Raw genomic sequence first — 4,132 nt, forward strand, 5'->3', positions numbered from 1 at the left:
GCACGAATGCGGTTCATAAGCTCCACGTCAAGAAGTCCCATAAGGTCGAAACGGAATCCGTCAATATGATATTCCCTTACCCAGTAAAGCACCGAATCCAGAATATATCTGGCGCACATAGGACGCTCGCTTGCCACATCGTTTCCACAGGCAGAGCCATTGGAAATCTCTCCGTTTTTGTCTGTGCGGAAATAATACCAGGGCACTGTACGATTCAGGTTATTATCCAGTGAATACATGTGATTATAAACCACATCCATAATCACACGAAAACCATTTCTGTGAAGGGCCTGGATCATTTCCTTAAATTCCCGGATGCGCACTTCCCCGTGCTCCGGGTCTGTGGAATAGGACCCCTCCGGCACATTGTAATTCACCGGATCATAGCCCCAGTTAAAATCTGTTTCACTTTTTTCATCTACCGAGCCGTAATCGTATGCAGGCATGATCTGCACATGGGTAACCCCAAGCTCTTTCAGATAATCAAGTCCGGTAGGATGCACACCGTTTCCGTGAAGTGTGGTATGCTCTTCGGTAAAGGCTCTGTATTTTCCACGGTTTTCCTTTTTAAAACCACCGGAAGCATCCCAGGAAAACTCCTTTACATGAAGCTCATAGATCACATTTTCAGGGGACGGCTCCGGTCGTTTATCCTCATCCCAGTCCTGTGGATCTGTTTTCTTCAGATCGCAGACCATGCTGCGGATCCCGTTTACCCCACATGCCCTTGCATAAGGATCTCCGGTAACTGTTTTTTCGCCGTCAAATGTGAGTTCATAATCATAGTAAACTCCGTGGAGGCTTTCCCCAGTGCGGTATGCCCAGACACCTTTTTCTTCTTTTTCCATGGAAACGACCTGATGACAGGAAGCTTTTTCCCCGTCTTTATAAAAACGAAGCTTCACGTCCTCCGCCAGAGGGCTCCACAGAAGGAAGGAGGTCCCTTCCTCTGTGCAGACAGCCCCCAGGTCACTGCCCTCATACAAATATTTTTTCTGAAATTCTGAAGAATGATATAGTCTCTTTAATTCCTGTCTCGTCCTCATAATTCTCCTTTTTCATTAACCCTTAACTGCGCCGGATACTCCATCTACATAATATTTCTGCATACACAGGAAAAGAATCGCAATCGGTATGGAAATCAGAACAGCCCCTGCCGCAAAGCTTGTATACCAGCTGTCAATATATTCTTTTTCCAGCATTTTCCACAATCCAATGGCAATGGTGTACTGGTCAGAGTTTGCCCGGCAGATTACCTTTGCAAAAATAAAATCCAGCCACGGTGCCATAAACGCCGTAAGTACTGTATAAACAATGATCGGTTTGCTTAACGGCAGCGTAACCTTTGTGAACACCTGCCACTTGGTACAGCCGTCCAGAATTGCCGCCTCATCCACAGCATAGGGAATTGTGTCAAAAAATCCCTTGGCAATCTGGAAGCCCAGTCCTGCGCCGCCCGAATAACAGAGGATCAACGCCACTCTGATAAGATTTCCTTCTGTCAGTCCTGCTGCCTTGAGAATAAAGTACACTGCAACCATAGACATAAATCCCGGGAAAAGTCCCAGTATCATTGCCATATTCATGTATGGCTTTCTCAGCTTAAACTTCAGTCTTGACAGACAGTAGGAAACTGCCAGTGTATAAAAGGTTGCAATCAGGCAGGAAAAGATCGCAATGATCAGGGTATTCATGAACATCTTCGCGAAGTTCAGAATCGATGTATCGGTAAACAGTTTAATATAGTTATCCAGTGTATAAGACTGGGGCAGAAACGTAGAAACATAAGAGCCCTTTTCTGCACGAAAGCTTGTGAGCACAACCCAGATAATAGGGAATACCCAGATAAAAGCCAGAATTGCCAGACTTACATGTACAATGGTGTTGTTTACAAAACGCTTTGTTTTTGCTGACTTGTATTTTGGTGCTGCCATCTTTAAATTCCTCCTTCTTTATAGGACTTGCTGTTGCGGTAAGTAAGAAGCGCTCCCACCGCCAGAATGATAAAGGTCAGAATTCCGATTACCGCTCCGATATTGTAGTACTGTTTGTCAATGGTCAGCTTATAGAGCCAGGTAACAAGCAGGTCTGTTTTTCCGGCAGTGGACGCCAGATCCGTAACCGGATCTCCTCCTGAAAGAAGATAAATGATATTAAAGTTGTTTACGTTTCCAGTAAAGGTCACGATCAGATACGGAGTTGTCACATACAGCATATAAGGCAGGGTGATCTTGAAAAATCTCTGAACAGCATTTGCCCCGTCCACCTTTGCCGCCTCATAAAGCTCTTCCGGAATATTCTGAAGAACTCCGGTAAGCTGAAGCAATGTATAGGGAACGCCAACCCAGATGTTAATGACAATGACCGTCACTCTTGCCCAGGTAGGATCTGTAAAGAACGGAAGACTTGCATCTGCCCCGATCCAGCCCAGATTTCTTAAAAGTACGTTTACCGCGCCGTTTGGCTGCAGCATGGTTCTCATGATCAGAAGAGAAACGAACATGGGAACCGCGCAGGAAAGCACAAAGCAGAATCTCCAGAAGCCTTTTGCCCTTGTATCCTTACGGTTGATCACCATAGCAAGGATCATACCGAAAATATAGTTACTGAAGGTTGCAAAGAACGCCCACACCAGGGTCCAGCCAAGAACTGACCAGAAGGTGCTTCCCAGAATACTGTTGGAGTCAAACAGAGCCCTGAAGTTTTCCAGTCCTACCCAGTCAAAAAGCATCAGATGGTTTCCGATCTTACTGTAGTTGGTAAATGCCATGCAGATCATAAAGATCAGAGGCAGAATGGTAAAGATCATAATTGCAGTCATTGGCGGAGTCATTAAAAGCCTGTGCAGGTTTTCGTGAAGCAGAGACTTCACATCCTCTGCAAAGCTGTTTACATGCTGGCCGCTTTTGTCCAGACATTCTGCTTTGTAAGCGCTTTTTAAAGTTCCTCTCCATACCCATACCATCAGAAGAGTAAGAAGAACCGTTGCCACTCCATAGAGCAGAATCAGTACAGACTGATCGCCCTGGGTGTAAACATAAACCTGATTCGCCTCATCCCAGACTTCTTTCCGGGGAACACTTCCCAGGGAACCCAGCATACTTAAAAATCCAATGCCGTTTACCAGCATAAATACCAGGTATGCGGCTTCAACAGCCAGATACAGAAGCCCTTTTATTTTCTGTTTATGGACAAAATTTCCAAATCCCATCAGCACCATGGAAAGCTTTGTTTCAATACCGCCTTTTTTTATGGCGTTCATACAGGTATATGGTGTGGAAAATTCGTCTTTTGTTTTCTTTAATTTCAACATTTTCCTATCCCCTTCTCTTAAATCCCGTCGCTGTTCATTGCCTCGTTCATATCCTCAGTCTGGGCTACAGAATTATCATGTGTGACGCTTCCGTTTCGGATACCTTTTCCCATGTTCTCAACAGGAACCCAACAGTTGTTCATCTTAGCCACAAACGGCTGAAGAATAGAGGTCCTGTTAAAGGTATCGTTCTGTGCAGATACCAGAGGGTCGTTGGCGATGGCTTCCTCTGCCAGAAGCTCTGTATTACATGGAATTACATTTCTCAGCTCATAATGTGATCTCTGTGCATCAGCAGATCCCAGATAAACTGCCAGCTCTACAGCAGCTACCATATTTTTGCTGTAAGGATTTACGCCAATGGCTTTTGAGCCTGCGTAGGATGTCATCTGCTTCTCTTCTCCGTTTAAGGTAAAGGTAGGAAGAGCTGCAGCTCCCATGTTATCTCCAAGGGCTTCCTTTACAGCATTGGCATCCCAGGAACCGGAAAAGATCGCATTGATGCTTCCGTCACGAAGCCCTGCAAGACCGGAACCGTCTGCGTCAATTTCAAAATTGGGATTTGCTACCAGATCGATCAGGTAATCTGTTACAGCCACTGCCTTTTCTCCTGAGAAGTCAACGCCTTTTGACTCGTCCGTTCCATCTCCGAAAAGGGTACATCCGTTGCCGATATAAAATGCCGGAAGATACCAGGAGTTGGTAAACGGAAGGCTGACTGTTCCCTTTTCCAGCATCGTATCAAGGTTTTTAATATCCTCTTCTGAAAATACACTTTTATCGTAATACATAAACCAGGTATTGGTAGTAAAAGGAACT

Annotated in this window: 4 protein-coding genes; all 4 read right to left on the reverse strand. The window is 45.2% G+C overall.

All coding sequences use genetic code 11. The features are described 5' to 3' along the window. On the reverse strand, window positions 1–1,046 hold a 1,046-nt coding region (locus QVP40_RS12965), incomplete at its 3' end, for an alpha-amylase family glycosyl hydrolase (protein ID WP_288200575.1). Between the two features lie 15 nt (window positions 1,047–1,061). Further along, window positions 1,062–1,934 (reverse strand): sugar ABC transporter permease, encoded by an 873-nt coding sequence (locus tag QVP40_RS12970; RefSeq protein WP_022068812.1) that lies wholly within the window; start codon window positions 1,932–1,934, stop codon window positions 1,062–1,064. Between the two features lie 2 nt (window positions 1,935–1,936). Continuing rightward, on the reverse strand, window positions 1,937–3,313 hold the full coding sequence (locus QVP40_RS12975) for a carbohydrate ABC transporter permease (RefSeq protein WP_022068813.1): 1,377 nt from the start codon (window positions 3,311–3,313) through the stop codon (window positions 1,937–1,939). A 17-nt stretch (window positions 3,314–3,330) separates the two neighbouring features. After that, window positions 3,331–4,132, reverse strand: an 802-nt coding sequence (locus QVP40_RS12980; RefSeq protein ID WP_288200576.1) for an extracellular solute-binding protein, incomplete at its 5' end; no start/stop codon positions are given.

The organism is Blautia sp. CAG:257, assembly GCF_000433815.1.
In the GTDB taxonomy this organism is placed as follows: domain Bacteria; phylum Bacillota; class Clostridia; order Lachnospirales; family Lachnospiraceae; genus Blautia_A; species Blautia_A caecimuris.

What these genes read in the sequence shown, in the direction of transcription:
- QVP40_RS12975 (WP_022068813.1), bottom strand. Translation starts at nt 3,313, where the DNA reads ATGTTGAAATTAAAGAAAACAAAAGACGAATTTTCCACACCATATACC.
- QVP40_RS12970 (WP_022068812.1), bottom strand. Translation starts at nt 1,934, where the DNA reads ATGGCAGCACCAAAATACAAGTCAGCAAAAACAAAGCGTTTTGTAAAC.